The sequence below is a fragment of the Ectobacillus polymachus genome (assembly GCF_048159605.1).
GTDB classification, from domain to species: domain Bacteria; phylum Bacillota; class Bacilli; order Bacillales; family Bacillaceae_G; genus Ectobacillus; species Ectobacillus polymachus.
Window position 1 is genome coordinate 1 of record NZ_JBLREB010000001.1, and the last position, 24,791, is coordinate 24,791.

Here is a 24,791-nt window from a genome sequence, read left to right on the forward strand (position 1 = left end):
AAGAAAGTTCAATTGCCATTATCCGAAAGGACATACAAATGCGACACTTGTGGAATGGAAATGGATAGAGATTTTAATGCCAGTTTAAATCTGAAATATGCAAAAGACTTTACGGTTATCACCGCTCGATAATCGAAAGTGAGTACGGGGGGCTACCTCGGAATGTACGCCTGTAGAGAGCCATACCACGATAGTAGCGGGCAAGTGGCGAGGTCGGGTTCCATGAAGCAGGAAAAATCTAGCGTAAATAAGTGGACATTGCGTACATTTGTTTATGTTTTTAGTAGCAGAGTCCTTATGAATTCATTTCGTCGTTTATTCCTTATCAATGTCATTACATTGATTGTATTAGTAGGGGGTGGCTTTCTTGGTTACTATTACTACAATCAATCATCAAGCTATTTAAAAACAAATAATGCCAAGATTGATGGAAAAGCCATTCCAATCGCAGCACCAACAGCAGGCAAGCTGATATCTTGGACGGGAGAAGTCGGTAAATCATACAATGCCGGCGATAAAGTTGGTACCGTAGAATTCCAAACACCAACTGCAATGCAGCAGGCAGATATTACAATGCCAGCTGGCGCAACAATCGTTCAATCTAATGCGACAGAAAAATCCTTTGTCGGGGCAGGAACACCAATCGCTTATGCTTACGATATGAACAATTTATATGTAACAGCAAATATTAAAGAAACAGATATTGATCAAGTACAAAAGGGGCAACAGGTGGATGTGTATGTGGATGCTTATCCGAATACGGTCTTAACAGGTACAGTAGATCAAATTGGATTAACAACATCCGGAACCTTCTCCTTACTGCCAAGCGGTAATACGAATGCGAACTATACAAAAGTTACACAGGTCATTCCAGTGAAAATTTCGTTAAACCACAATAAATCCTTAAACATTGTACCGGGAATGAATGTAACAGTTCGTATTCATAAATAAGGGGGGGGACTACATGCTCTCAACCATGATTGCAGTTTATGCACTTTTTTGTATCCTTGTATTTTTCATTGTGAACGTGCTGTTACGAAAACAAAAAAATAAGAGTGATCGTACAAAACCGCTTGCTTCTGCAATGCCAAAGCAGAAGGACACTTTGGTAGAAGAGAAAAAAGAAGCCAAAGAGTTAACACAAGCAGTGGAAGAAAACAAGCAAGAAGGAGCAGAAGAGATTCCAGCGCCAAAGAAAGCTGCTCCGAAGCTGGCAGCAGACCCTGCGCTTAATATCAGATTGGTATTACTCGTACTAATCTTAGGTATGTTTTTTTCCATTCTTAATCAAACCGTTATTAACGTAGCGTTACCAGATTTAATGAATGAGTTCAATGTATCAACATCTACTATACAGTGGTTATCCACCGGTTTTATGCTGGTAAACGGAATCTTAGTACCAATTAGTGCTTATTTGATTCAAACCTTTACGTATCGAAGACTTTTTCTAATCGCTATAGGGTTTTTCACAGTCGGCTCTATTATTTGTGCTATCTCTGGTAATTTTCCAATGATGTTAACAGGTCGGCTTGTGCAAGCAGTTGGAGCAGGTATTCTCATGCCAACAGGAATGAATATATTTATGACGCTCTTTCCGCCAGAAAAACGCGGCGCGGCGATGGGGCTTCTTGGTGTAGCATTGATTCTAGGACCAGCCGTTGGACCAACGATTGCTGGCTGGCTTATTCAAAACTACACGTGGAAGATCATGTTTTATGCAATGTTTGCCATAGGAGCTGTCATCTTTTTGATGGCCATACGTTGGTTTAAGCTCGTACAGCCACTGTCTAAACCGAAATTAGACGTAACCGGAGTTATTTTTTCTACCATTGGCTTTGGCAGTCTGTTATACGCATTAAGTGAAGCAGGAAATAAAGGATGGGACAGCACAGAAGTCGATGCCATGCTCGCAATTGGAGTGATTGGTCTTATTGTCTTCGTTTGGTGGGAGCTCAAGGCAGAAACAAAGCTCTTGGATTTAACCATTTTCAAGATTCCAGCTTTCTCCTTTACGATTATCATCAATTTCATTATTACGATGGCACTGTATGGCGGTATGATTCTGTTGCCTGTATACCTACAGAACATTCGCGGCTTTTCACCGCTTGATTCCGGATTGCTACTGTTGCCAGGATCATTAATTATGGGACTAATGGGACCATTTGCTGGAAAGCTATTTGATCGCTATGGTATTCGTCCACTTGCGATTTTTGGATTAATTTTGATGACATTCGGTACGTATGAGCTATCTAAGCTTACGCTGGATACCCCTTATGCTACGATTGTCGGAATTTACATCATGCGCTCCTTCGGGATGGCGTTTATCTCGATGCCAATTATGACAGCAGGAATGAACGCATTACCATTGAAGCAGATTTCACATGGGACAGCATCGCAAAATACACTTCGCTCAATAGCTGGTTCGATTGGGACAGCGATCCTTGTTACATTCATGACGAGACAAACAACGTTCCATGCGGCAGACTATGCAAGTGCGATTACATCGACGAATCCAATTATGAACCAGAATATTACGCAGATGGGTCAGAGCATTGCAGCCGTAGCAAATGTATCACCGCAAACGGGCTCGTCACTCGGCACGGCGGCACTATACGGTCAAGTTATGAAGGTTTCCTCGGTAAACGGTATTAATGACGCATTTTTAATCGCTGCAATTTTAGCAGGAGTAGCACTTGTATTATCCATTTTCCTTCCCCCAGGCAATAAGCCGAACAGGGGATAAGGGGAGAAACTTACGAAGAAGTTAGCTATCTTTTAGGTAGTTAGCTTCTTTTTTGCTTTTATCCACTTTTTAATAGAAACATTTAATTCTGAATAATTAATCAAATGTTGTTCTATAATTATAGTAATCATGTTATATTTTATAAATAGAAGCGTTCGTGACAAGAACAATAAAATTTAATAATAGGATATAGGTTTAATCAGTTTTGATTAATTAAAAGGGAATCAGGTGACATTCCTGAACTATCCCGTAGCTGTATTAGATGAATTTAAGTACAATATGCCACTTGCATACAGGGAAGGCGTACTTAAATAATGATTCTTGAGTCAGAAGACCTGCCTATATTTTGCTCTGTAACCTCTACGAGTGATAGGGAAGGCATTATAATGAAGATTAATTTGCTTATTTCATAGAATAGGCATATTTTATCATGAAATCCTTTTAACACTTCAGTTAAAAGGATTTTTTATTTGCATGGGATAAAAATTGAAGGGAGGTGCAACATGGGAATAATTATTATGTTATGTATTGTGATTTTAACTTCCATAATTTATCTTATATTGAAAAATAAGAAGTGTAGGGATGGGGAACATCGCCATCGCCATAGAATGGGACACAACCACGGCGAAGGGTTTTCAATTGATTATTATGCTTATATGTCTAAAATCAGACACTGGAATCCTACTTTTAAAGTATCTCTTTCTGTGCTGACACTGATTTTGTGTATTGTATTGAACAACCCATATGTATCTGTGGCAGTCATCCTTGCAATGGCCTATATAACAATTATAAAAGGCGAGCTTCCCATACATAAATATATGCCAATACTCCTGATTCAAATAGGTTTTATCCTTCTAGCCACTTTTACCATTGCCATTGATTTTTCAAGGCAGCCTATGGGACAGTATAACTTATATCTTGGTTTCTATTATATGTATACTTCTCAGGCAAAGCTTATGGAAGCGGTTTTTTTAATCTTGAAAGTGTTTGCAGCTATCAGTGCCTTGCAGATGATGGCACTGTCAACTCCATCATCAGAGATTATATATGTGCTTCACAAAGCACATATACCAAAGATTATTATAGAACTGATGAATATGATTTACCGTTATATTTTCATCTTAATGGATGTCTTTATTAAAATGAAAAATTCTGCAGAGTCTCGTCAAGGGTACTGTGATATGAAAACTTCCTATTTTACCTTTGGAAATATTGCTAGCAATATGCTGATAATTTCTTTGAAAAGGGCTAATGCATATTATGATGCCATGGAGGCCAGATGTTTCGATGGAGAGCTTATTTTTTTGGAGGAAGATAAAAAGGTTGAGACAAAACAGATTGCCACAGCAGTAGCATTCGTATTATTTTTAATTCTGCTCTGGGGCTTTACAAGATAGAAAGGGGCTATTATGGAAGATCCAATATTAAAAATCGAAGATCTGTATTACGTCTATGGAAATGGAAATCCTGCGCTGAACGGTGTAAGTGTGGATATATATGAAGGTGAGAAAATAGCTGTACTGGGTACCAATGGGTCAGGAAAGTCCACATTTTTCTTGAATATAAACGGTGTCTATACACCGGAGGCGGGAAACGTTATTTATCGGGGTACAATTATAAATAAAAAAAATGTAAACGAGCTTCGAAAAAATATAGGTATTGTATTTCAAGATGCAGATAATCAAATTATAGCATCTTCGGTCAGGGCAGAAGTTGGGTTTGGCCCTATGAATTTAAAGCTTCCCAAAGAGGAAGTGATAAGACGTGTTGAGGAAGCACTGGCATATATGAACATATCGGATTTTAAGGATCGTCCGCCTCACTATTTGAGTGGCGGTGAAAAAAAGCGTGTTACTATTGCGGATATCATTGCTATGAAATCTGAAATCATTATCTTTGATGAACCAACAGCAGCACTTGATCCTTTAAATGCACAGATGTTAGAAGAAGTTTTAGCAAAGCTTAGCTCAGAGGGCAAGACAATGATGATTTCAACCCATGATGTGGATTTCGCATACAGATGGGCTGAGAGAGTTCTTGTATTTTGTAAGGGAAAAATTATTGCAGATGGAAGACCGCTTGAAATTTTTCAGGATACGGAAATCCTAAAACAGGCAAATTTAAAACAGCCAACCTTGTTTGAAATTTATGAGTTATTTGTACATAAAAATCTGCTGGAGGATATAAAGTATTATCCCAAAAGCGTTCATGAATTCAAGGAAATGCTTGAGGAACAGTTTACTTCTAGGGGTTTAGTTTAGATAAATATAAATTTAAAAGGGAAAAGGGGAAAAAGAAATTGAATCAGAAAGAAAAGAAAATTATCACTTTTGTTACAGTTTTTGCATTAGTCTTTGCAATAACCCCAGTGACAAATGCAATGCACATCATGGAAGGATATCTTCCACCAAAGTTCTGTATTGCTTGGGGAGTTCTCTGTATACCATTTTTAGTGGCTGGATACTTATCAATAAAGAGAACATTGGATAAGAATCGTAAATCTATTACTATGCTTGCTATGGCAGGCGCATTTATTTTCGTACTATCATCTTTAAAGATTCCATCCGTAACAGGAAGTTGTTCACATATGACGGGTACCGGACTTGCCGCAATTTTATTCGGACCTGTACCGGTGAGTATATTGGGTATTATCGTACTTTTATTCCAAGCAGTTCTGCTTGCACATGGCGGACTGACTACTCTTGGTGCAAATACTTTTTCTATGGCCATTGCAGGGCCTCTACTTTCTTATGGGATTTATATATTATGCAAGAGACTGAAAGTAAGTAAGAATGTAAGTATTTTTCTTGCAGCTTCAATCGGGGACCTTTTTACATATTGCGTAACCAGTTTTCAGCTTGCACTGGCATATCCGTCTGCAAATGGGGGTGTCTTAGCATCTGCGACAAAGTTCCTTGCAGTATTTGCACCGACACAGGTTCCGCTCGCTATAATCGAAGGTATTCTGACCGTTGTTATCATTATGACCCTTGAAACCTATGCAAAATCAGAAATGAAAGGTATTGGATTTCTATATAGAGGTGAAAAATAATGTCAAAGAAGAAAAAAGTTATTATTTTATTAGTTCTTGCAGCCTTGATTGCTATCATACCATTATTTACTTTAAAGGGTGCTGAATTTGGTGGTTCCGATGATGCAGGAAGCAAAGTTGTTGCTGAGATTACAGGTACCAATTATAAGCCTTGGTTTACACCTGTTATGGAAACTTGGATTGGTGGGGAATTACCAGGCGAGATAGAGAGTTTACTATTCTGTGTACAGACAGGAATTGGAGTCGGTATACTAGCTTTCTTCATGGGAAGATTTGTAGAAAGAACGAAGCAAGAAAAACTTCAAAAAACGAAAGAAAGTTAAATACTTTTGCTATATAAGTTATAGATGATTTTTGTTACAGGCCGCCCGTTTTAGCAGGAGTAGCACTTGTATTATCCATTTTCCTTCCTCCAGGCAATCGGCCGAACAGGGGGTAAGGGGAGATTTAAAGAAGTTAACTATCGAGTAGGTAGTTAGCTTTTTTTGATTTTTAAGAACAAATATTGGGGTGTTGGTTTCTGGTTTCGGGGTTTATCTTGTATTTTTCAAATAACCAAAAAACTAAAAAAAGCGGTGAATCCCCGCCTTTTTGATTTTATCAGGTGTTTTAAATGGTGGTTGCCATCAACTCTCGATCGTTTTCTTGATTGAACACATGGAAGCGAGTGCAGATGTATTGAATCCTTTAATGATAAGCCATATTGCTAAAATCATTTCGTTAGCTGCTATGGGCAGACTTAAAATGGCTCCCCAAACAGAAAGTTGAGTAATGACACCAAACATTTCTAATAAGGCTGCAAGAAAAACGAGTGCTGAACCTGTCATACCTAAGATGGGTATAAACCTGGGTACGAGCTTGGATTTATAAAATATATAACTGTACATCATTGTATTGATGCCCAGCATAAAATTGGGACCAAGTAAAAATGTCCAATCATGTATTGCTTTTAATACTGTACCTGCAGCTTGAAAAGAGGCGATATCTGGAGTTGCAGTTGTAGCAAATTCCCGGCTTAAGGTCAATAGGGACAATACACTGATTATACCAACAGTAATAATAACGGCTTCAAGAAACCTAAAGCAAACATGCCAAAGAGCTATGGTTTCGTTGTACTTTCTTAAGTACGGAAACATCGTTGTTGAAGTACCGACCGCTGAAACGACAAGAATTAATTCCATAAGTGCTCCCAGTATCACCTGGTTGGCGTGTTCGGAACCTTTAATCAGGTAATCGGGACCATTTAGGATAGGGTCATATAAAATTAGACCTATTATTGCTGTAACTGCTGCAAGTATAAACAGTACCCCTATAATTAATGTACTTTTTTTGCTAGTATTCATTTTTTCATCTCCCCTTTTTAAACAAATTGTTTCACTGATACATTACGTTATGGGAGGTGTGAGTAGAACATGAAACGAACTTGCCCGGTAGTTAATAAAATCGGCCGAACAGGGGGTAAAGGGATAAGGAGAAACTTACAGTTGTGAAGAAAGAAGTTAGCTATCTAGTAGGTAATTAGCTTCTTTTTTTTGTTTCATTTATGGCTGGCAATCTCTCCTTTACTTTTCCCTGCAAACTCTTTTTGTAAAAAGAATGTTTGCTGGCGATATTTCAAGAAATGATGATTTTATAGTTGCTTTTTACTTATTAAACAAACATTTTTCTATTATGTTTGTTTAATAAATAAACATATGCATAATTCGTTCACTAATTTGATTGACGATGAATAAATTATATATTAATATGTTTGGTATTAAGCAAACATTTCTTTTATATGTTGTGTTTTAGAAAATAAAATTTGGAAGTGATTTTATAATGGAGCTATCGGATTTTTTTTGGAATGCCTCACTAGATGAACTGAAACGAGGATATATTCAGGAAAAGGATTCTTATATTTGCTTGCTATGCGGCAAGAAAATAGAAAAGGGAATGATTTACCCTTACGAGAATATGCTTTACGACGCAGAAAGGTATACGCGTATTCATATTGAGAGCACCCACCAATCGGTATTTGAATACTTAATCGGAATGGATAAAAAACTTACGGGTCTAACCGAACATCAGAATCATCTCCTTCGCTACTTTTATCAAGGAAAAAGCGATAAAGATGTCCAGCAAGAAATGGGTATAGGCAGCACTTCTACGATTAGGCACCACCGTTTTGCATTAAAAGAGAAGGAACGTCAAGCTAAGGTCTTTTTGGCAATTATGGAATTATTAAAAGAAAAAGATCAGTATGCACCAGCCTTTATCCCTCCTCATAAAACAGCGAGATTAGTGGATGATCGATATGATATTACACAAGAAGAGCAGCAAGAAATCATAAACAAATTTTTCACGGAAGGATCAAAAGGATGCTTAACGAAATTCCCTCCAAAAGAAAAGCAACGGCTTATTGTCCTTCGGGAAATTGCAAAACATCTGGATAGTGAACGTACGTATGATGAAAAGGAATTAAATCAAATTTTGAAGGCTGTTTATCATGATTATGTCATGATTAGAAGATATTTAATCGAATACGGCTTATTAGATAGAAAATCGGATGGAAGCGAATATTGGCTAAAAAAATAATCCAAGGAAGTAGTTGAAAATAAATGGACCGTAAAAAGGAACTAAAGCAACTTTATAAAGAAACTCCTATTGAAGCAGGAGTTTACCAAATTAAAAATATGAAAAACCAAAAGATTTTTATCGGAAGCACGAGAAACTTGAAAAGCTTAAATGGGGCAAAGTTTACGCTTGATATGGGTAGTCATACCAATAAAGAGCTTCAAGAAGAATGGCGCCAATTTGGGAAAGATGCTTTCACTTTTGAAGTATTGGAGATTCTTAAAAAGAAAGATACCCCGTATTTTAATGAGAAAGAAGCATTGTTAGAAATTGAGGACAAATGGGTAGAACAACTTCAACCATATGGAGAACGAGGATATAATCGCAAGAAATCCTGTTAATATAGGATCAATACAAGTGACAAGAGAGGGGTAAGATGTGGAAAGAAAGGTAGCAGTTGTTACAGGGACTTCAAGCGGATTTGGCTTGCTAACTGCATTGGAACTAGCAAAACGTGAGTATGATGTTATTGCAACGATGAGAAACGTAGATGCCCGCTTTAATCTAGTAGAGGAAGCGAAGAGAATAGGGGTTGCAAATCGGATTCAGGTTCACCAATTGGATGTAACATCTGAAGAGTCTATGAAACAGTTTCTTCCTGCTCTGGAAGAATTGCAACAAGTACATGTTCTTGTTAACAATGCTGGATATGCAGCGGGTGGGTTTGTCGAAGAGATACCGCTTGAGGAATACAAAAGACAGTTTGAGACGAATCTATTTGGCGTCATTCGAGTCACACAAGCTGTTCTCCCTTTTATGCGAAAACAACGATATGGAAAAATTATTAATATGAGCAGCATTAGCGGAAGAATCGGATTTCCAGGGATATCTCCTTATGTAGCATCCAAGCATGCGCTTGAAGGCTGGAGCGAATGCCTTCGTTTAGAAGTAAAACCGTTTGGAATTGAGGTTATTTTGATAGAACCCGGTTCGTATAAAACGAATATTTGGTCAAGTGGCAAGCACATAACCGAAGCATCTGAATCATCTCCTTACTATGATTATATGAGTCAAATAGAAAGCTATTTGGATAAAGGAGAAAGCAAATTTGGAGATCCAAAGGAAGTAGCAGAGAAAATTGCTCAAATAGCAGAGCAGCCAAATGTATCTCTTCGTTATCCGATTGGTAAGGGAGTAAAGGCAGGGATATTTTTTAAGCAATTGGTTTCGTGGAAACAGTGGGAACGCCTTGTTTTACAACGTTTACATAAAAAGATGTAACTTTGAAATAAAGTTTAATCCAAATCATGACACTAGCCCTGATAAACGAGCACAAGAATAGAGCATGTTTTGAAAAAAGATGAATCAAATTATGCTTTTCGTTTTAGCCTTAACATAAAAAACCTGCTCCTATTAGCAGGCTTTTCCATAAAGTCACACTTCTTTTTGGTTGGCAGTTTCACCTGAGTTGATTGCCGATCCATCTCCTGCCACTGCATGTTGCTGTTTGGTATTGGAGCTTTCAATGGCAGCGTTAGTTCCAGATGCACTATCATCTCCACCACCACTTGCAACCTGAGTAGCACTAGCCTGTGCTGTACTTGTTGTATTTACTTGATTATTTATGACAATTACAATTTCTTCGTCATTTTCCGAGTGCTCTTTATCCTTTTCATGTGGTTCAGTCTGGTCACCATTCATACCAGTATTGGTAGCTTGCCCCTTAGCGCCTACAACTTGTTGCTGCTCGGTATTCGATGAATCGATTGCCTCATTACTCCCGGCTGCGCTGTTTCGTCCAGCTCCACTGGCAATTTGTGTAGTATTGGGTGCACTTGTAAACTGGTTGTTAATGACGATTACAATTTTTCGTTTATCAGCAAGAGAACCAACATTAACTTCTTGTCCATCTTCTTTTACGATTCGGAGCCTAATCGTCTGATTAAGATTTTTTTCATTACTGCTCATATTCTCACCACTCTTCCATTATCACTCATACTATTAAATGGCAAGATTATAATTATGGCTTGGACAAAAGTATATGTTCTTACAAATATGTAATCCCCATTCTGTAACAAAAATTATGTAACGCTATTTTATCCCGATAGTTAAGTTAACAGGCAAGTTTCAATTGCAATCAATGCGTCAATAATTCCTCTAAAAATAAGAATTTAAGGGAGTGATGCATTTGTTATTATCTAAAGTCTGGGAAACTTACACTCAAAGAATAAGGAGGAGGGACTTAACTTTCCTTCTAACATAAAAACATTCCTATCAGGTTCTTCAGCAGTTAGTTTCACTCCAACGAACAAGGTACGCTTTCCAAAACAACAAGAACGGCTCTGTTGCACAATACAACAGAGCCGTTCTTTCTAAAGTTTGAGTATGTAGTTCATGATGGGAAAAGATTCGTATAAAAATCAGATCAATAAATTATTGATGTTGACCTTCAGTGAAAATTTGGAAACCAACACCGAACTTATCTATTACACTGCCATAAGCTGGGCTGAAAAAGGTTTTTTGCAATGGCACGGTCACTTGACCGTCTTGCTTTAATGCATCAAACATCTGTCTTGATTTTTCTGCGTCATCTGTTGTAATACAAATGGTAACTTGTGTTCCACTTGAATGTGGTTGACCTGGGAAAGTGTCAGAAAACATAAGTTCTGTTTCGCCAACCTTTAATGTAGCGTGAGATATAAGTTCCTTTGCATCTTCAGGTAATGGAAATTCTGGGTTTTCAGGCATTTCTCCAAAAGATTGGGAAAAGAGTATTTCTGCATTCAATGCCTTTTGGTAAAAATCAATTGCTTCTCTTGCATTTCCAGCCATTACTAAATACGGAATCAATTTCAGCGTCATGAATAGTCATCTCCTCTATTTTTAAATATAATCAATAACTAAAAAGCTGTGCTTCCATCGAAGTAATAAAAGAAGCATATTTCTATTATTACCCATAACTTAATGATACACAAAAGAACATTTGTTCGCAATATAAGTTTTTGTAAATTAATCGTAAAGTAAAGTCATTCCTTTAGTTTAAAAAAGAGTTTGAATTAACGCAAAGTGAGACTATATCTTATTTATCCAATGACTTGTGTGAGCCGTCACAGTTGGGCTGCTTTTGAGATAGCCCACAAGTACAATCATTTAATCCCTTTCCATCGAGAATTTTCTGGATATATTTTTCCACCCTTGACTCTCGAGTTTTGGATTGTTTGGGCTGAGAAAAGTAAAGAATGTATGCTCTTTGCCGTCCCGGTGTCAATGATTCAAAAGCAGTTTTAAAAGTAGGCATTTCATCGAATTTATTTTGAAGTTCTTCAGGTATTATGAACTCTTTATGTTCTTTCTTTTTCACTTCTAAACCGGCTTTTTCAACTTCAATGGCTTCATAAATATAGGCTTTCAAGATGGGTTCCATCAGGGCTATTTCTTGAACATTGGTGAACCGAATCTGGCGCCCCGCCTGTACATTCTCCGTTTGTTGGATTAGAATCCCATGGGCATCCTTTAACAAGGAACCTTTGTGAAACAGAAGCGCACAATAATCTTTAAATCCATGTATTAAAACTATGTTTTTTTTCTCATATGTGTAACAAGGATGCATCCACTTAAATTCTTCGGTCAGCTCACAGTCAAGAACGATATTTCTCAACTTCTCATATTCTTCCTTCCACTTTTTAGATTTACTTAAAAATTCATCAACCTTAGGATTCAATCTACTATTTGTCATAAAGGAACACCCTTCTGCAATTATATTCGGACAATATTGTTTTTAACTCCATTAAGTCATTTATTACTAAATCAGCCTGAGCAAGTTCATCTTCTTGTGCAAAATCAAAATTACATCCAATTGCAATCAATCCATTATCTTTAGCTGCATTTATATCAGATAGACGGTCTCCAACTACTGCTGCCTTTTTTATATCATATTTTTTTATAATTGTTTTAACTAAATCTCCTTTATTGAGCGTTTGTATTTGTTGAATACTAAATGTTTCAGTAACCCAATTATCCAATTTATAGTAACTCACAATTGCTTGTAAATATTCCGTTAAACCATTACTAGCTATGTAAATTGAACAATTATTTTCTTCTAAATAACTGAAAACTTCCTTTACATTAGGATATAAAGCACCTTTCCCACTTCTTATGTTTTCAACTAATCTTTCCAGAAAATAATCATCCGTTTGTTCTCTTACTTCATTGGAATGATTAGGTAACAAAGCTTCCCAAACTTTTGGTAAAGGTACACCCATAATTTCACGGTATTTATCAATAGGGGTTACTGTATCCCATAAATTTAGTGACCGTAAATGGTTAAAAGTATCATCAAGTGATAATTCTAGAATTTTTTCTGTTTGAAATAGAGTTCCATCCATATCAAAAATCAGTGATTGCAACATTGTTTTCTCTCCCTTTCTACCATTGCTGAATAACCTAGTCAATCCCTATTCAACAAATGTGAATCGATAGTTGAAGATGTAGATCCTGAGTTTCTTTTTCAACAATATTGGTAATAATTCCTCTAAAAATAAGCCAATTATTGCCCCTCCAATAACGCCTAATCCGAAGACATAAAAACTAAACAATAATTAATATTAAATTATAATAATTATTGTTGACATAAAAAATAAACACTATATAATAATAAATATAAATTAATAATAATTATAAACAAAGTTCAACAGTATGTTCTGAACAAAGTATCTATAATTTTTTAAAAATCAAATTTAGGAGGAATTTTATTATGTCTCTTATTGGAAAAGAAGTACAACCATTCAAAGCACAAGCTTACAGAAATGGAGAATTTATTGAAGTTACAGATCAAGATCTAAAAGGTCATTGGAGTGTCGTTTGCTTTTATCCGGCTGATTTTACTTTCGTTTGCCCGACTGAGCTAGAGGATCTGCAAGAAAATTACCCAACACTTAAGGAACTTGGAGTTGAAGTATTCTCCGTTTCAACAGATACTCATTTTACACATAAAGCATGGCACGATTCTTCAGAAGCAATCGGCAAAATTACTTATACGATGATTGGTGATCCTAGACATGTCATTTCCCAAAACTTTGATGTGTATATAGAAGAAGCAGGTCATGCTGATCGCGGTACTTTTATCATCGATCCAGATGGTGTCATCCAAGCTATTGAAATTAATGCAAATGGTATAGGCCGTGATGCTAGTTCGCTTATTAATAAAATTAAAGCAGCACAATATGTTCGTAACAATCCTGGTGAAGTTTGCCCAGCTAAATGGAAAGAAGGCTCCGTAACCCTTAAGCCAAGCCTTGATCTTGTAGGAAAAATTTAAGAGGTGTAGCAAATGATACTTGATGCAGAAATTAAGGTACAACTCAATCAATATCTACAACTGATGGAAAATGACGTCCTGCTCAAAGTCAGTGCAGGCTCTGACGATTTATCAAATGATGTGCTGGTTCTAGTTGATGAGCTGTCAGCCATGTCGTCAAAAATTAAAGTAGAGAAAACAACATTAGAGAGAACACCAAGCTTTAGTGTGAATCGCATCGGTGAAAATACTGGGATCGCTTTTGCTGGTCTTCCTTTTGGTCATGAATTTACTTCATTCGTGCTAGCACTACTGCAGGTGAGTGGTAGAGCTCCAAAGGTTGAAGAGAGCGTCATTGACCGGGTGAAAAGCATAAAAGAAGAATATCATTTTGAAACTTACGTAAGCCTGAGCTGTCATAACTGTCCAGATGTTGTGCAGGCATTGAACGTGTTAAGCGTTCTAAATCCCGGCATTACGCATACCATGATTGATGGTGCCGCGTTCAAAGAAGAGGTAGAAAGCAAGAACATTATGGCAGTACCAACTGTTTTCCTAAATGGGAAATTATTTGGAAGCGGTCGTATGACACTAGAAGAAATCCTTGCTAAGATGGGGAATACTTCAGATGCTTCAGAGCTTTCTAATAAGGAACCCTATGATGTGCTTGTTGTTGGAGGCGGCCCATCCGGTGCCAGCGCAGCCATCTATGCTGCACGCAAAGGCATTCGTACAGGTATTATTGCTGAACGCTTTGGCGGTCAGATCCTGGACACAATAGGCATTGAGAACTTTATTAGTGTAAAGCACACGGAAGGTCCTAAGCTTGCAGCAAGTCTTGAAGAACATGTAAAAGAGTACGACATCGATATCATGAATTTGCAGCGTGCTAAACGTTTAGAAAAGAAAAATTTTATTGAAATTGAACTGGAAAATGGTGCTGTTCTAAAGAGCAAGACCGTTATCCTTACAACAGGTGCCCGCTGGCGCAATATTGGTGTCCCCGGCGAAGCAGAGTTCAAGAATAAAGGTGTAGCGTACTGCCCTCACTGTGATGGTCCATTGTTTGCAGGGAAAGACGTAGCTGTTATTGGCGGCGGAAATTCCGGTATTGAAGCGGCGATTGATCTCGCCGGAATTGTAAAACATGTAACAGTTTTTGAATATAATTCAGAGCTCAAAGCTGATTCTGTACTGAAAGAACGTCTTTACAGTCTTCCTAATGTAACAGTTATTAAGAACGCTCAAACAAAAGAAATTACCGGCACAGACAAAGTAAACGGCATTACCTACGTTGACCGTGAAACAGGAAAAGAACATCATATTGAATTGCAAGGTGTGTTTGTTCAGATTGGTCTTGTACCAAATACCGATTGGTTAGGGGAAACGGTCGAACGTACTAGAATCGGTGAGATTGTTGTGGATAACCATGGAGCAACGAATATACCTGGAGTGTTTGCTGCAGGTGACTGTACCAATAGTCCATATAAGCAGATTATTATTTCTATGGGATCGGGTGCGAATGCTGCGTTAGGTGCATTTGATTATCTAATCCGAAATTATTGAACAAGCTTATAATATAAAGCCATCAGTGTAGTCATCTTCAGCCTGCGCTGATGGCTAATTATAAGTAATTGATCTGTTTTAGCTTGGTAACTTACACAAAACTGCTCAATAAAGAAAACACAAGATAAACTGCTGCCCCCCACATAACTAAGGCAGATATTTTATTTAAACTCATCAAAAACTTTCCGGATTTATCAAGTTTTCCACTTGCTCGTCCAATCAGTGAAAGTCCTAAAAACCAAATCCATGAAACCAAAATACACGCAGCAGCAAATATTATCTTTTCTTCTCCCTGGTATCTTAATGAACTTGTTCCAATTACACCAACAGTATCCATGATAGCATGAGGGTTAAGTAATGAAACGGATGCTGAAAACAAAACTTGTTTTTTTAAAGAAAAATTATCGGCAATTTCCTTTCTTTCATTACTTGGTTTACTATTCCAGGTGGTCCATCCCATATAGAGTAAAAAAATAAACCCTCCCCCAATTAAAATAGCTTTCATCCAGAATGATCCTAGAATAAGTAATGAGACACCTAAAACAGCTACCAAAATTAAAAGGGTATCACACAAAGAAGCTGTTATTATGACTGGTAATACTTTCATAAAACGTGGTTGTAGTGCTCCTTGATTAAAAACAAAAACATTTTGTACGCCAAGAGGTAGAATTAGTCCTAGTGCAAGAATAAATCCATGAATAAATGCTTCTAACATCTAAAGTTCGCCCTTTCTTTGACATGATTCTCTTATATTATTTTAAAGTTGTGCCTTTGTCTCCAACCAATTGGATGGAATCTAAACCAACCAAGTAATATAATAATGTACAAAAAGGAGGACTATTTTGATGTTTACAACCGATTGGAAACCAAATAAGTCTTCACCTGTACCATTACATAAACAAATAACGGATTATATCAAAGAAAAAATATCAAATGGAGAATGGACGATAGGATATAAGCTTCCTCCTCAGCGTACTTTAGCCAAGGTTTTAGGCGTAAATAGAAGTACAGTTGTAACAGCATACGATGAATTAATAGCAGAAGGACTTATTGAAGGGAAAAGCGGCAGTGGAACAAGAGTGGTAAATAATACTTGGAATCTCCTGGCTACAGCTCATCCACCAGATTGGGGTTCATACGTAAATATCGGAATTCACAAGCCAAACTTGCCAACTATTCAAGAAATAAATCAGGCTGAATTTATTCCTAACATAATTCGTTTAGGAACTGGAGAATTATCGCCACATCTTATTCCTAGCACATCAATGAAGAAAATTTTCCACGAATTGTCTATGAAAGAAATCTCTTATGGGTATGAAGAACCAAAGGGGTTGCTGTCATTAAGAGAAGAAATAGCCAAATATCTAAAGACAATTGGGATTCCTGCTTCTCCATCATCCATTTTAATCGTATCAGGAGCAATACAAGCATTGCAGCTAATTAGTCTTGGTTTATTGCATAGAGGTTCTACCGTATTAACGGAAAAGCCATCATACCTTCATTCATTAAATGTGTTCCAGTCAGCAGAGATGCATTTAGTTGGCATTCCATTGGATAAAGAAGGAATTCAAGCAAATCAGATTCCTCAATATAAAAAACAACATAAAGCTGCATTACTTTATACAATTCCTTCCTTTCACAACCCAACCGGAACTTTAATGACCGTTGAAAGACGCAATCAGTTATTCAATATTTGTAGTCGGGAGCAATTACCTTTAATTGAGGATGATGTGTACCGAGAATTATGGTTCGAGGAAAATTCGCCAAAACCAATTAAGAGTTTCGACAAAAATGGACTTGTACTTTATTTGGGAAGTTTATCTAAATCATTAAGTCCTGGTCTCCGTATTGGTTGGATAGTTGGCCCAGAACCAGTTGTCGAGCACTTGGCAGATATTAAAATGCAAACCGATTATGGGTCTAGTTCTTTATCACAGTGGGCAGCAGTAGAGTTGTTTTCCAGCGGACTTTATTATAAACATCTTCATGAAGTAAGAAAACAACTGAAAATTCGAAGAGATTTTACCTTAGATATTTTAAACAAGTATTTTTCTGATATTGCAGTTTGGGAAAAACCAAGTGGCGGATTTTACATTTGGGTACGGTTGTTACCGTCAATCTCTATTAGAAAACTATTTGAAATAGCACTTACAGAAGGAATATTACTTAATCCAGGAAATGTTTATGATAATCAAGCTGAACAATATCTGCGAATTTCCTATTCATTTGCTTCTCTTCCTAATATAGAAGATGGTCTGAGACGCTTATCAAAAATTGTAAAAACATTAGCAAAATAAGGGCTTCATTTAAAGCCCTTTGGTGCATGATTGTCATGTAAAACAAGTGAGCAAAAATATTTTCTTTGTCGGTTGCTGCTTATTTTTCCATTACTGCAAAGTAATTTTCTTCACTATCTGCAAAGTTAAATACTCTACCAGATGGCATATTTACAATTTCTCCGACTTTGATATTTTTATTTGATAAGTCGTGATGGAATTGATTGAGATTTTCCGAGAAAAACATTAAAGAAGGTGTACCAAGATTTATTTCAGGTGACATTTTCGCAATGAATTCCTTATTATGTAGAATAATACTTGTTTCTGCATCCTTTGTTGGAGCAATTTCAATCCATCTCATTCCCTGACCGTTATCTTCTTCAGAAATTACAGTAAATCCAACTTTTTCCGTCCAAAAATTCACTGCCTCATCTTGGTTATTAACATACAACATAATTTGACCGACTTTACTAATCATGTATTTCACTCCCTTGTTCAGTTTCCTGAAATTATATCACAACCACTATTAAATAATAAATTTGGACATACTGACACGTTCTAGTCTAGGTATTGGCGAAAAAATTCTATTTGTTCATTATTGAGTTTTGTTGCTTCATCTTTTCTTATGTCGAGGTGGAATACGTGTCGAATGGACTTGTCATTATGACCATATTCCTTATAGATATAATGAATTCCTGCATTCTTTAAATTATCAAGGAAACCTGGCTTAATCCCTACCAATCCATCATTAACACTGCATGTAACAAAAGACGGAGGATAAGATGACGTAATGTTTGACTGTATATCCATTTCCTTTTCATATTTGTATATTTCTTTACCCATATAGTCCTTCATCAAACGATTTAAAATATTCGTTACCCATCTTTTTTCTTCTTTGTTTTTCAATCTATCAAGAGGGTCATACATTCCGCAGTTTAATCCCAGTGCTTTTATTTTAATATCAGGGGTTTTGAAGTGAAACAGTTTTGCATACTTTGCATTGGTTAGGATAGCTGCATATTGACTTGCAATCTGTGCTCCTGCTGAATCCCCCACAACGAACAAATTATTTAGGTCAATATGAAACCTTTCTGAATTTCTCTTTACCCAATGAAAAACAGCATTCACGTCTTCTAGAGCTGCAGGAAATTTATATTTTGGTGCAAGACGATAATTGAGGTTTACTATTGTAAATCCCATTTGGGCTAAATACATGCAGTAAAACTGATATGCTTCCTTGTTCCCGTATACCCAACCACCGCCATGAACTGAAATAATTGCTGGTAAAGGTTTTTCCGTACGCTTTGGATAATATACATCAAGCAAATGATCTTCGATTTTATCCCCGTAGTAGTCTATGTTGACAATTCTTTCGACATTTTCAGGAGTAGTTAGACCCTTATCCCTTTTCGTGTCTCCCCTTTTAAATACCATATTGAAAACAACTGATATTAACGACATTTCTTTACACCTCTAATTTTTTTTATGAAAAATTACTCGATATTAGGTTATTTTGATACTTATTCGGATCTTTAATCATATTTATGAAACGACTTCATGAATTTATTATTTCTTCTTTAGAATGCATAACAAATTGCATGAATCATTTTTGGCTCAACGAACCGTAGATTCCAAGAAATGGTTTTATTATAATGGTTAGTAGAATCGTTTATATAAGGGAGGGATTAAATTGAAATTGATTTCCATTTGTCCGAGCAATACCGAATTAGTCGCATATTTAGGATTAACTTCGTCACTAATCGGGGTAGATAATTTTTCTGATTGGCCTGAAGAAATTAATGGATTACCAAGGTTGGGACCAGATTTGGACATAGATATGGATAAGGTAGAAGACTTACAGCCTGATTTGGTCTTAGCCTCACTTTCTGTTCCAGGGATGGAACGCAATATTAAGGAGCTGGAAAAACGCAATATCCCATATGTAATTGTTCCGAATCCACAAACCTTACAAGAGGTCGGAGACTGTCTTTTGTTTGTCGGAGAAGTAACGAAAACATATGAAAAAGCAAACCAACTATACGAAAAATTTACTCGTATTCTTACATACTACGAAACTTTAAGCCAGCAAGTAGATACACAACTAACACTGTATTGGGAGTGGTGGGCGAAGCCAATATTCACGCCAGGTGCCGGGAATTGGCTAACAGAGATCAGTAGGCTTGCAGGAGGACAAAACATTTTTGAGGATAAAGCGGAGGCGAGTGTTCAAACAGATTGGGAAGACATAAAGCACCGAAATCCTGACGTAATATGTGTTGTATGGGTAGGCGTTCAGAAAGAGAAAGTGAATCCAAAGGTAATTCTAAAGCGTCCAGGTTGGGAGTATATGAACGCGATCAAAAACAATCAACTTTACATCCTAGATGAACCTCTTTTTTGCAGACCATCCCCTCGGCTGTTGAACGGGTTGGCTAAAATTGCGTATCTCCTTCATCCTGACATTTATCCAAAATGTAATGAGGAAGTTGACTTGTTAATAACTAGATAGACACGGAAAGACTTCGGTAACGAAACCGAAGTCTTTTTTAGAAATCTAAGCGCTATCCAACTGTTGCAAGTTCTACTGAGCGAATCCCAGCGATAGAGCGAATTTCATCATAGATAGCGGTTGTATGTCTGTTTTCGTAAGTAGAGATAGAGTAGGTTAATTGACGGTTTCCGTTTTTTAAATCGCGGATTCGTACGTGATGAATGATAATTTCTTTGTTTTTGATGCTCGTTTGGAGGGCATCTAAATCGATCGTTTCACCGACAATAAGGGTTAATTCTAATTCTTTTTCCCGCAGTCGACCAGGACCGATTTTTCGCAGAAAAACAGGAAGCAGCTCCACAGAAACAATCATAAAGCCGAGCGCGAGGGCCGCTTCTTCCCAAAAGCCGGCACCAACTGCAATACCAATACCAGAGGCACCCCAAATCATCGCAGCTGTCGTCAGTCCAGTTACGGTTACTCCTTTGACAAGAATGACACCTGCGCCGAGAAACCCGACACCACTAACAATTTGAGCCGCTAACCGCAGCGGATCCATCGTAATGTTTTGCATTTTCGGAAATTGATAAGCCGATTCAATCGATACGATCGTAATTAAACAACTAGCAACACAAATGACCGTATTCGTCTTAAGACCAATTGGCTTGCGCTTTAATTCGCGCTCAAGTCCTAAAATCATACCTAAAAGAGTAGCAATTGCTAGCTTTAGAACGGTTGATGTAACGAGCATACCTTGGCCTCCTGTCCGACATTTGGATACGACTTAGAAAATTATATTTACTTCATCGTATTCAGCGCATGGGTCAAACAGAAGGGGAAGAATATCTTATAAAAAACAAAGAGGGGATAGCTATGATTCTATTTAATGTTTTTCTTAGCATTACTGTAGTATGTTTTGTCATTTCAGGATTGTCGTTAGGTGTATGGACGAGCGGAGACAGAGGGCGAGCAAATTTTTACGGTGAAACAAAGGAACATCGCAGTTTTCGAGAAAAATTGAGTCTTTGGAGTGGTTTACTTGGTGTCGTGTTTTTGATTGTAACGATTATCTTTTATTTAATATCGTGGTAAATAAGAACTAGGTAAAAGATGACATCGAGCAAGGCTATGCCTTGCTTTTTTCTTTTCTTTAAAGTATGCATCATTGACAAATAACACTAAGAATAATTTGGTATATATGGAAAAAGAAAATTTGAAATTCAAATAGAAGGAGTAAAAAAATGAAAGATATAAAATTATATAATATTGTTTTCCCAATATGGATGCTTCTGTTTGTTCCGCCAATAATTCTCTTCACGCTTATCGGGAATTTTATAAAATAGCCGAGAACACTCGTGACTTTAGTCATGAGATGAATCGGCTTCGGATAGGGCGTGGCTTATGCCACGTTAACTATCCGACATATGCTTAGCTGGAAATGTACAAAAAGCACTAATACAATGACAATATTTTCCATAAATCTTTTGACATATGTTATTATAAATATAAGGTGGAACATATGGCAGAAGTAAAGCATGGCAGAGGATAGGTATACTCCATTCAGTATCATCTTGTATGGTGCGTAAAGGATCGCCATGAGGTGTTAATTGGTGATATAGATGCAAGATTAAAAGAGATGCTGCACCAAATCGCAACAGATAATGGTTTTACAATTTCAGAAATCGAAACCGATTGCGATTCTATTCATCTTCTTATCGAATGCACTCCCCAACATTCCATTCTAACCATGATCAAAACAGTAAAAGGCGTCTCTGCAAGATTGCTATTTAAAGAGTTTCCGAGCTTAAAAAAGAAACTGTGGGGTGGCCATTTGTGGAATCCTAGTTACTTTGTCGCAACCGTAAGTGAAAATACAGAACAACAGATACGCCAGTACCTTCGTAATCAACAAAAGAAATAGCGAAAGGGGCTGAACCTAGGGTGGCAACGCCAACATACGTGATGCCTTTGCCTTTAAAAGTTGAAACATGGCAAGAACACATTTTAGAAAAACGCCTAAACATTGGGCGGAATATCTACAACGCCTGTCTAGGTGAAGCATGGCGTAGGTATAAATACATGATACGCAATCCTAGGTATTGGGAAGTGGTTCGTATGCCGAAAGGGAAAGAACGCAATCAACTTCTAGATCAATGGAAAGAACAATACGGCTTTCGTAAATTCGACTTAAATATGTACGTGCAAGAAATGGGGCGTAAGTTTAAGCAAAACATTGGTTCCCAAATGGCCCAGAATATCGCTGAACGTGCGTTTCGAGCAGTTGAGAAAGTCCTGTATGGGAACGGAAAGAAGGTACGGTTTTGTTCAGTAGGTCAATTCTTTTCGTTAGAAGAAAAGACAAACAAGACAGGATTTCGGTACTTCCCCGAAACCAAACGCATAGAATGGCTAGGGCTTATCCTGCCTGTCATTCTTAAAGATCATGATGAGTACGCACATATTGCCCTTCAAGATAAAATGAAATATTGCCGACTTGTAAAGAAAGTGATTCGTGGTAAAAATCGTTACTACGTTCAATTTGCGTTAGAAGGTTTTCCGCCAAAGAAACACAATCAGAATTATTCCAAAGATGAAAGCGCTCGCGTTGGATTAGATATTGGTACATCCACACTCGCCATTGCTTCTGAAAAGGAAGTGAAGCTACTCGAGTTGGCGGAGGGTTTGTCCACCCGCGAACACAAAAAACGCATCTTACAGCGTAAATTAGATCGTAGGCGTAGAGCGAATAACCCTAACAAATATAAGGAAGATGGCACAATCAATAAATCAAATCGAGAGAAATGGATGCAAAGTGAAAATTACAAAAAAGCTCGAAAAGAAGTAGCGGAAATGAGCCGAAAGGTAGCTGATAAGAGAAGACTTGCGCACAACATTCTAGCAAACCATATTCTCTCGTTAGGTTTAGATATTCGAGTGGAAACAATGAATTTCAAAGGACTTCAAGCAAAAACAAAGAAAACAGAGGGTAGTGAAAAGACTGGACGATTCAAACGTAAAAAACGTTTTGGAAAGTCATTAGCGAATCGTGCGCCATCGATGCTACTTACGATTATCGACAACAAACTAAACTATTTCGGCTTATCCCTAAAGCGGATTGACACCGCTAAAGTAAAAGCCAGTCAATTTGAACACTTCACACAAACTTACGTAAAGAAAAAACTCTGGGAACGTTGGAACCACTTCGAACAATGTAATGTTCAGCGAGATTTGTATAGTGCCTTCCTGATTATGAATACAAAAGATAACCTACGTGAAATCGATGTTGGACGAGCAAATAAAACTTGGGATCACTTCTTTGAAAAACACGAACAGGAAATGGAACGAATCAAACATTTGAACAAAAAACAATTACGTAGTATCGGCTTGTAAAACTTCAATATAAAAGGGTTTTGAACCGAGCCAACAGGGCGCTAATGGCAGCAAAAGTTGCCTTGCCCATGAAAGTCTAAGGGAAACAGCTGAGTGGCTGATGTTAGCCGAAAACTCGTTTTCGGTCATTCAGACGAAGGCTGAATGAATGTACCTTAGAACCTCGTGACTTTAGTCATGAGAGGTTCAGTATTGATTCACTAGTAGTACTAGCTTGCTTTTTTCTATTCAAACTATCTAACACTAGTTTAAAAACATTTTACAAGGAAAGTATTTTAAAAGTATGGTTATTTGGATTTTTAGCAGATATAATTGGGGCGGCGTTTTTATATCTAATAGGGGCAGGTCTTCTAGAACTACCCAATAAACTGAGTTATGCAATATGTTATGATCCATTTAGCAATCCTCTAGCAGTAATCATCATTTTAATCTCGATGATACTAGCATCAACCTTTATTTTTATTTTTAATTATAAAATTACTTTTAAGGCGATCATTGAAGAGACAAAAATGAGGTTTAAGGTTGCGCTTACGATTGCAATTGTCACCATACCATGGACATTTTTATTGCCAATGAAATGGTTTTATAAAATGTAAAGTGTCTCATGTAGTAATTTGATAAAGCTATATAAGACTCCCACCTCAAGATTCTGAGAAAACAAAGAAAATGGGTGGGGAATAACTTAATTTCCCCAACTAGTTTAAGAATTAAAGCTGTTTCTGCATAGAGACAACGTTTATATTGATACCGTTTGGTTTATGTACAACTTCCTCATTATAAATGCTATATCCTATGGAACGATATAAATGAATATTTTTAGGCACAGTCATACGAACTTTACATAGTAACGAAGAAATTTCTTTATTGTTTGCATATTCTTCTAAGGACTTTAATATTTTTTTCGCAATACCTTGACCCTGTTTTTCAGGAATAACTGATAGTCTATAAAAATAAAGACCATTTTCTTTTACTTGAAAACGAACCATTCCTACTGGCTCATGTTCAACATAGCCAATTAAGCCCTGCTCACCATTCTTTAAAGCGATTGCTATTGATTGAACCGTTTCCTCTAAAGCACTTGATGGTGGCACTTCATCTTTATATTCCATAAATGCCTGAATCATTAAATCGTGAATTAATGGAGCATCCGATACTTCTGCAAATTTAATTTCCATACATAAGCGCCTCCTTTTATGATAAATATACAATATTCTAAATTTTTATACAATGAGATGTTAGCTGGTAGTATTGTACAGTGAGGACAGTTAAGTTAATCGAAAATCAAGCATTTACTTTAACAAATCCATATTTTTAAAGTAATTGATCATATTCAGCTAGTTGCTCCAAAGGCACGCACATTAATAAAATTATGATATATGATGATTACTTTGTTAATTTTGAGAACAAGTGAATCTGAAACGGAT

The 24,791-nt window shown here is 37.0% G+C and carries 27 protein-coding genes and 1 riboswitch; of the genes, 17 read left to right on the forward strand and 10 right to left on the reverse strand.

The window, feature by feature from the left end:
* Positions 1-12 precede the first annotated feature (12 nt).
* The 7 genes from ACM5BR_RS00005 (at position 13) to ACM5BR_RS00035 (ending at position 6,118) form a co-directional block, all read left to right on the forward strand.
* The gene (locus ACM5BR_RS00005; protein WP_416827797.1) at positions 13-132 is read left to right on the forward strand and encodes a zinc ribbon domain-containing protein; all 120 of its coding nucleotides are present in this window, start codon (positions 13-15) and stop codon (positions 130-132) included.
* A 165-nt stretch (positions 133-297) separates the two neighbouring features.
* Positions 298-951 (forward strand): HlyD family efflux transporter periplasmic adaptor subunit, encoded by a 654-nt coding sequence (locus ACM5BR_RS00010; protein WP_416827798.1) that lies wholly within the window; start codon positions 298-300, stop codon positions 949-951.
* Between the two features lie 13 nt (positions 952-964).
* Positions 965-2,743: a DHA2 family efflux MFS transporter permease subunit gene (locus ACM5BR_RS00015; RefSeq protein ID WP_416825096.1), complete on the forward strand. Its 1,779-nt coding sequence runs from the start codon at positions 965-967 to the stop codon at positions 2,741-2,743.
* Positions 2,744-2,917: 174 nt separating this feature from the next.
* A riboswitch (cobalamin riboswitch) is annotated at positions 2,918-3,100 on the forward strand.
* Positions 3,101-3,246: 146 nt separating this feature from the next.
* Complete coding sequence (gene cbiQ / locus ACM5BR_RS00020) at positions 3,247-4,140, forward strand: cobalt ECF transporter T component CbiQ (protein ID WP_416825098.1); 894 nt, start codon at positions 3,247-3,249, stop codon at positions 4,138-4,140.
* Positions 4,141-4,152: 12 nt separating this feature from the next.
* On the forward strand, positions 4,153-5,004 hold the full coding sequence (locus ACM5BR_RS00025; protein ID WP_416825100.1) for an energy-coupling factor ABC transporter ATP-binding protein: 852 nt from the start codon (positions 4,153-4,155) through the stop codon (positions 5,002-5,004).
* Positions 5,005-5,123: 119 nt separating this feature from the next.
* Positions 5,124-5,795, forward strand: a complete 672-nt coding sequence (locus ACM5BR_RS00030) for an energy-coupling factor ABC transporter permease (RefSeq protein ID WP_416827799.1) — start codon at positions 5,124-5,126, stop codon at positions 5,793-5,795.
* Positions 5,795-6,118 carry an energy-coupling factor ABC transporter substrate-binding protein gene (locus tag ACM5BR_RS00035; RefSeq protein ID WP_416825102.1) on the forward strand — a complete coding sequence of 108 codons (324 nt, stop codon included), beginning with the start codon at positions 5,795-5,797 and terminating at the stop codon, positions 6,116-6,118. The genes ACM5BR_RS00030 and ACM5BR_RS00035 overlap by 1 nt, the downstream gene beginning before the upstream one ends.
* Positions 6,119-6,421: 303 nt before the next feature.
* Here ACM5BR_RS00035 and ACM5BR_RS00040 read toward each other — a convergent pair whose 3' ends face one another.
* A complete protein-coding gene (locus ACM5BR_RS00040; protein ID WP_416825104.1) occupies positions 6,422-7,138 on the reverse strand; it encodes a DUF4386 domain-containing protein in 717 nt (238 codons plus the stop codon).
* A 475-nt stretch (positions 7,139-7,613) separates the two neighbouring features.
* Here ACM5BR_RS00040 and ACM5BR_RS00045 point away from each other — a divergent pair, with 475 nt between their 5' ends.
* Genes ACM5BR_RS00045 through ACM5BR_RS00055 form a run of 3 tightly spaced genes read left to right on the forward strand, consistent with a single transcriptional unit; the run spans position 7,614 to position 9,629 of the window.
* The gene (locus ACM5BR_RS00045; RefSeq protein WP_416825106.1) at positions 7,614-8,369 is read left to right on the forward strand and encodes a DUF2087 domain-containing protein; all 756 of its coding nucleotides are present in this window, start codon (positions 7,614-7,616) and stop codon (positions 8,367-8,369) included.
* A gap of 23 nt (positions 8,370-8,392) precedes the next feature.
* Positions 8,393-8,749 carry a GIY-YIG nuclease family protein gene (locus ACM5BR_RS00050; protein ID WP_416825108.1) on the forward strand — a complete coding sequence of 119 codons (357 nt, stop codon included), beginning with the start codon at positions 8,393-8,395 and terminating at the stop codon, positions 8,747-8,749.
* Between the two features lie 37 nt (positions 8,750-8,786).
* On the forward strand, positions 8,787-9,629 hold the full coding sequence (locus tag ACM5BR_RS00055; RefSeq protein WP_416825109.1) for an oxidoreductase: 843 nt from the start codon (positions 8,787-8,789) through the stop codon (positions 9,627-9,629).
* A gap of 153 nt (positions 9,630-9,782) precedes the next feature.
* Here the strand turns inward: ACM5BR_RS00055 and ACM5BR_RS00060 are convergent, their stop codons facing one another.
* The 4 genes from ACM5BR_RS00060 to ACM5BR_RS00075 all read right to left on the reverse strand — a co-directional run bounded on the left by ACM5BR_RS00060 (position 9,783) and on the right by ACM5BR_RS00075 (position 12,757).
* Positions 9,783-10,316, reverse strand: coding sequence for a hypothetical protein (locus ACM5BR_RS00060; RefSeq protein ID WP_416825111.1), 534 nt, complete (start codon positions 10,314-10,316; stop codon positions 9,783-9,785).
* 465 nt (positions 10,317-10,781) lie between these two features.
* On the reverse strand, positions 10,782-11,210 hold the full coding sequence (locus ACM5BR_RS00065) for a VOC family protein (protein WP_416825113.1): 429 nt from the start codon (positions 11,208-11,210) through the stop codon (positions 10,782-10,784).
* 217 nt (positions 11,211-11,427) lie between these two features.
* A complete protein-coding gene (locus tag ACM5BR_RS00070) occupies positions 11,428-12,084 on the reverse strand; it encodes a DUF1801 domain-containing protein (RefSeq protein ID WP_416825115.1) in 657 nt (218 codons plus the stop codon).
* Positions 12,074-12,757, reverse strand: coding sequence for an HAD family hydrolase (locus ACM5BR_RS00075; RefSeq protein WP_416825117.1), 684 nt, complete (start codon positions 12,755-12,757; stop codon positions 12,074-12,076). Before ACM5BR_RS00075 ends, ACM5BR_RS00070 begins: the two co-directional genes overlap by 11 nt.
* A gap of 344 nt (positions 12,758-13,101) precedes the next feature.
* Between ACM5BR_RS00075 and ahpC the strand changes: the two genes are divergently transcribed.
* Positions 13,102-13,665 carry an alkyl hydroperoxide reductase subunit C gene (ahpC, locus tag ACM5BR_RS00080; RefSeq protein WP_416825119.1) on the forward strand — a complete coding sequence of 188 codons (564 nt, stop codon included), beginning with the start codon at positions 13,102-13,104 and terminating at the stop codon, positions 13,663-13,665.
* Between the two features lie 12 nt (positions 13,666-13,677).
* The gene (ahpF, locus tag ACM5BR_RS00085; protein ID WP_416825121.1) at positions 13,678-15,210 is read left to right on the forward strand and encodes an alkyl hydroperoxide reductase subunit F; all 1,533 of its coding nucleotides are present in this window, start codon (positions 13,678-13,680) and stop codon (positions 15,208-15,210) included.
* A 91-nt stretch (positions 15,211-15,301) separates the two neighbouring features.
* On the opposite strand, the gene ACM5BR_RS00090 is transcribed toward ahpF, so the two are convergent.
* On the reverse strand, positions 15,302-15,925 hold the full coding sequence (locus ACM5BR_RS00090; RefSeq protein WP_416825123.1) for a LysE/ArgO family amino acid transporter: 624 nt from the start codon (positions 15,923-15,925) through the stop codon (positions 15,302-15,304).
* Positions 15,926-16,055: 130 nt separating this feature from the next.
* Between ACM5BR_RS00090 and pdxR the strand changes: the two genes are divergently transcribed.
* Positions 16,056-17,507, forward strand: coding sequence for a MocR-like pyridoxine biosynthesis transcription factor PdxR (gene pdxR / locus ACM5BR_RS00095; protein WP_416825125.1), 1,452 nt, complete (start codon positions 16,056-16,058; stop codon positions 17,505-17,507).
* 79 nt (positions 17,508-17,586) lie between these two features.
* Here pdxR and ACM5BR_RS00100 read toward each other — a convergent pair whose 3' ends face one another.
* Together ACM5BR_RS00100 and ACM5BR_RS00105 are read right to left on the reverse strand one after the other, a co-directional pair.
* Positions 17,587-17,964 (reverse strand): VOC family protein, encoded by a 378-nt coding sequence (locus ACM5BR_RS00100; protein WP_416825127.1) that lies wholly within the window; start codon positions 17,962-17,964, stop codon positions 17,587-17,589.
* Positions 17,965-18,044: 80 nt separating this feature from the next.
* Positions 18,045-18,947 (reverse strand): alpha/beta hydrolase, encoded by a 903-nt coding sequence (locus tag ACM5BR_RS00105; RefSeq protein ID WP_416825129.1) that lies wholly within the window; start codon positions 18,945-18,947, stop codon positions 18,045-18,047.
* A gap of 229 nt (positions 18,948-19,176) precedes the next feature.
* Here ACM5BR_RS00105 and ACM5BR_RS00110 point away from each other — a divergent pair, with 229 nt between their 5' ends.
* Positions 19,177-19,995 carry a cobalamin-binding protein gene (locus tag ACM5BR_RS00110; RefSeq protein ID WP_416825131.1) on the forward strand — a complete coding sequence of 273 codons (819 nt, stop codon included), beginning with the start codon at positions 19,177-19,179 and terminating at the stop codon, positions 19,993-19,995.
* Positions 19,996-20,047: 52 nt separating this feature from the next.
* Here ACM5BR_RS00110 and ACM5BR_RS00115 read toward each other — a convergent pair whose 3' ends face one another.
* A complete protein-coding gene (locus ACM5BR_RS00115; protein WP_416825133.1) occupies positions 20,048-20,728 on the reverse strand; it encodes an MgtC/SapB family protein in 681 nt (226 codons plus the stop codon).
* Between the two features lie 122 nt (positions 20,729-20,850).
* Here ACM5BR_RS00115 and ACM5BR_RS00120 point away from each other — a divergent pair, with 122 nt between their 5' ends.
* From ACM5BR_RS00120 to ACM5BR_RS00130, 3 genes are all read left to right on the forward strand, one after another.
* Entirely contained in the window at positions 20,851-21,069 is a 219-nt protein-coding gene (locus tag ACM5BR_RS00120; protein WP_416825135.1) for a DUF5316 family protein, read from the forward strand.
* Positions 21,070-21,535: 466 nt separating this feature from the next.
* A complete protein-coding gene (tnpA, locus tag ACM5BR_RS00125; RefSeq protein WP_416827800.1) occupies positions 21,536-21,898 on the forward strand; it encodes an IS200/IS605 family transposase in 363 nt (120 codons plus the stop codon).
* A 20-nt stretch (positions 21,899-21,918) separates the two neighbouring features.
* The gene (locus ACM5BR_RS00130) at positions 21,919-23,367 is read left to right on the forward strand and encodes an RNA-guided endonuclease TnpB family protein (protein WP_416825137.1); all 1,449 of its coding nucleotides are present in this window, start codon (positions 21,919-21,921) and stop codon (positions 23,365-23,367) included.
* 707 nt (positions 23,368-24,074) lie between these two features.
* On the opposite strand, the gene ACM5BR_RS00135 is transcribed toward ACM5BR_RS00130, so the two are convergent.
* A complete protein-coding gene (locus ACM5BR_RS00135) occupies positions 24,075-24,542 on the reverse strand; it encodes a GNAT family N-acetyltransferase (protein WP_416825139.1) in 468 nt (155 codons plus the stop codon).
* Positions 24,543-24,791 lie beyond the last annotated feature (249 nt).